Here is a 4,034-nt window from a genome sequence, read left to right as displayed (position 1 = left end):
GCAGATACTGAGGGAAAAATTGAACGTGAAAAACTTAATCAATTGTGCAAGTCATCGCAACCAGTTATGACAATTATTGAACTTGATAATGTAGGCCATGGCTCATTCACTGATTTGCCCTTGCTACTGCATCAAACAATATTAACTCAAGTGCTATCAAAATATATTACCGTTGATCTTGATGCATCATCGATACGTGCAATAAAGGCGCAAAGCATAGCCAAAAACGTTACGATTAATTTTTTTGATAAATATTTGAAAGAGTAAATTTCGACCGGCCTAAAGGCCGGCGCTTTTTAAAAGGAATAATCAAGATCAAATTTACGCAAGATCTCGACTTATTGCCTCAATCTTGCTCATATGACTCGCATTCATCCCCGGCTTTAAAAAGCCAGGGTTTTCTGCTCAGTTAAATAAACTTTTTTAAAGGGAGACGAAGAAGCTCGCTACATCATTGATCAGGTTTTTGCAGGTAAAAACAGATCGAGCCATCGTGGTTTTATTCATTTATATTCCGCTTGTTAGCCTTATTGCCTGATGGTATTAGGGGAGAGGTATTCCGCTTTCTGGTGAAATTTCTTGTAAATTAAAAAGATATAGAAAGACTGACAATCGATCTTAATAATAGTTAAGTGCTTGTAAAAAAAAGTCCCGCTGAGCGATTCTTGATGAATCACTCATTGCGGGACATTTAATATAACAAGGGTCTTTCTCTATGGGCCGGTGTTTTGTTTTAGCTTTTGTGCGTCTTTTTGTTTTTATGGTTTTTGGAGAACGCAAATCTATTTCAACAAGGAGCATAAAGAAGTTAGTAAGACGTGTTTTTTCTTCGAAAGCTAACACATTAATAGCCTTTGCTGGACGTAATCGAGCCATATAATACTTTCGTACTAAAGTTTAAAAATATTTTTTGTATATGGCGTAAAAGTACTCAGTGAGTATGATGAAAAGATTGGATTAGCAACTCAAGAAGGAACCGTACGCCACGATATCTATGATCTGCGTGAGATCATGATCAATGTTGGAAATTGCGTACATGGTTTTTCCTTTTAAATGTGATGCTATCATTATGATTATTGTGTGGAATAATATCATATGTTGGTAATAATGCAATAAAAAGTAAATATATATGAGTATATTATTTGCCAATGAGAGGTTATACTACGACTTAAAAAAATGCTTGCACGTTAAAGCGCATAATTAAGAAAGTACGTATATGAAGCGATTGGCTCGATTAAATTATTTATTGTTTTTTGCTATTTTTTATACGTTCAACACGGTAAGTATTATTGAAAATATGCCTGCTCCTCTATTGACTTTACCATCACCACCTCCTTATTGTGAGCTTTTTGGTAAACAACGTCATGATCAAGAGGGCTTTTGTGGTAATACATTAGTACAAACGCCATACGGATATAAGCCAATTAAAAATCTTGTTAAAGGTGATCTTGTTATCGATTTCAAGGGACAACCAAAAAAAATAGTCGCCATAGCACGAAAATATGTAGATAAGTATGTAAGTTTTGTAGTAGATAATACCGTTATTCAGAGCGGATGTGATCAACGCTACTACGTACATCCTTTATCTATCTGGTTCTCTGCAAAAAGGATGTGGACAGAGGCAAAGCTGTTAAATAATAAGGATGAGTTTTATAGAGTAATGCAGGTAAAATTGATACATAAAAAAGCATTGCTGTATTACCTTACGGTAAAGGATCATACCTTTTCTATTGCACCCAATGGATTATGTGCACATAATTCTGAAGCGCTTATCATGTCTGCTTCTAGTATATGTTTGGGGCATGTAATAGTAATTAATCCTATTACAGCAACGGTTGGCGCTGCTGTTGCTTTATCTATTATTGCGCATAAGGCTTATCAGGAATATGTGCAACAATATCAACCCTCCGATCAAAAAGTTGTATTACCTGCCGATCTAGTACTTGCTGAGCGTTCTTATTATACTCAAAGAATAATCGCTTTAGAGACACTAAAACAGGAATTTCTCTCTATCAAAAATGGCTTAGAAAACATTAAAGCTTTTTGTGACTCTCATTCAGAAAGTTTCACCTATCAATTTTTACAAAAAAATAATTCCGCTAATACTTATTGTTACAATCAATTCTTGAAAATATCAGATAAAAATGAAGCATTGTTATCTGATAAACAAAAAGAAAACCTGAGAGTGTTGCGAGAAATTGATTTGCAACACCGTGAGCAAGAAATAATAGATCTGCAAAGCGTTCTTGCTTTGCATGTGGATGAACTTATAAAACAAGTAGATACTGCTCATGGTGAACATACACAAGCGAGGGAGCGCATAAGTAATGCTGCAGCCTTATGGAATAATAATCGCAGCAACATGACTTATGCCATAGCATTACAATTGTATAAAGAAGCCCTTTTAGAAGAGCATTTGCTTAACAATTTTAATAAAAATTTTAATGAATTAAAAATAGTAACTCAGTATTATGCTCATTGCGGGAGCGTTATGTGCATGGAACAAAGTACAAATGTTTTTGAGCTTTTAGGGAAGATAGCGCCAAGAGTTTCTGAATATGATCAATGGTTGGCAAAAGAAAAAGCTCGCGTTAGCAGGAATATTATTGCTATAGAAGAGCACTTTGTTTGTCGAGGTATTTTAATAATTGATCTTAAGAATGAAATAAAAAATACGCTTGCAAAATCGCGTAGGGACTTTAATGCCCAGGCTATTGCTGAAGCTAAAAATAAATTAGCAAGTATAGCTGTTTCCGGTGGTCCTAATAAAAACAATAATAAAAAAGATGATGATGATAAAGATCATCCATTCGGTAAGTATGAAGATGCTCCATATCATACAAAAGTTAGTAATTCCGTTAAAAGTAAAGCTCCCTCAAATGGACAAAGTGCTTTAGATAGTTCTATTTCTGTTGGTAAAAACACCTCACGACGGATAGGTATAAGTGATGGAGAAATTGTAATTTTAGATCAAACAGCACCAAGGTTATTTCATGGTCATGTAAGGGCATGGAGTGATTTAAATCAAATAATGAAAAATGTATTAACAGATGCAAATCTAGTTACCCTAAGAGGAAAAATTAAATGAAAGCATTGATAGCATTTAAAATTTCAGAATCGCAGCAGATACATATTGCAATCAATGAACAAGACAAAATAAATACATATGGGTACGAAACTAACGGATTGCATATATTCGATGAAGTTGACGCGGAATATGTGCATGATGGTAAAGCGATTATTTTGATCAGTGATAGCGCACGGTATGTAGTGGAAACATTGTGCGCTTCTTTAGAGATGGCTCTCAAGAATGAATTGCCTTTAGATGCATCTCTTGCTGTTGGAAAGGTTGGATGCTTTTTCAGTAAAAAAAAATATATGACCGCTGATGAATCCGATGAATCAGAAAAAAAGGACGATATTTTTTCACAATATTGGGTGTGGTCTTCCTCAAAAAATATACAAACGTGGCTTTATAACGTGAATAATAAAATATATCTCGAAATAAGCCCAACCTATCCTTGGTTGTTTTCAGATCCTCAGGAAGACGAGCATTATATTTCTTTTGATGAATACATGAATGACTATAGGTCTATAACTTTAGTTGAGTTACAAGAATCACTTGTTCGGTCATGGATAACTGAGTGCCATGTTCTGTTACAGACAATGGAAACAGTTTAATTAAGCTGTATTTGATTTTCATGTGAGATTGATTGGAATGCAAAGATACTTTACAAAAAATAAGAGAATCAGGGTTGTTTGTGAAAGATTTTAAATCTTTTTATAAATAAACTATTGTAAGGCAGATGAAATTCATAAATAGAGCAAGAAGAAGGGTATGGATATATTCATCCACACCCTTCTTTAGTGTTTAGCAAAATAAAAAAACTATATCTTAGAGCTTATCCGAAAATTCCAGCCATCTTAAAAAGCCTATAAGAACAAGCTAATTGAAGCAAGGAAGTCCTTGCTTCAATTAGCTTGTTCCAACAAAATTTGAGACCACGAAACCACGATAAAATTCCAAAAGTTTG

4 protein-coding genes are annotated in these 4,034 nt (G+C 34.3%); 3 read left to right on the top strand and 1 reads right to left on the bottom strand.

Translation table 11 applies throughout. The features are described 5' to 3' along the window. Positions 1–267 (top strand): hypothetical protein (locus VJJ26_05640; protein ID HLC07632.1); only part of this gene is annotated, 267 nt, incomplete at its 5' end. 351 nt (positions 268–618) lie between these two features. On the opposite strand, the gene VJJ26_05635 is transcribed toward VJJ26_05640, so the two are convergent. Then, complete coding sequence (locus tag VJJ26_05635) at positions 619–876, bottom strand: hypothetical protein (GenBank protein HLC07631.1); 258 nt, start codon at positions 874–876, stop codon at positions 619–621. Between the two features lie 340 nt (positions 877–1,216). Here VJJ26_05635 and VJJ26_05630 point away from each other — a divergent pair, with 340 nt between their 5' ends. Both VJJ26_05630 and VJJ26_05625 read left to right on the top strand, forming a co-directional pair. Beyond that, a complete protein-coding gene (locus VJJ26_05630) occupies positions 1,217–3,088 on the top strand; it encodes a hypothetical protein (GenBank protein HLC07630.1) in 1,872 nt (623 codons plus the stop codon). Continuing rightward, positions 3,085–3,681 (top strand): hypothetical protein, encoded by a 597-nt coding sequence (locus tag VJJ26_05625; protein ID HLC07629.1) that lies wholly within the window; start codon positions 3,085–3,087, stop codon positions 3,679–3,681. Before VJJ26_05630 ends, VJJ26_05625 begins: the two co-directional genes overlap by 4 nt. Positions 3,682–4,034 lie beyond the last annotated feature (353 nt).

The organism is Candidatus Babeliales bacterium, assembly GCA_035288105.1.
Lineage (GTDB): Bacteria > Babelota > Babeliae > Babelales > Vermiphilaceae > SOIL31.
This window is presented reverse-complemented; position numbering and strand designations above follow the sequence as displayed.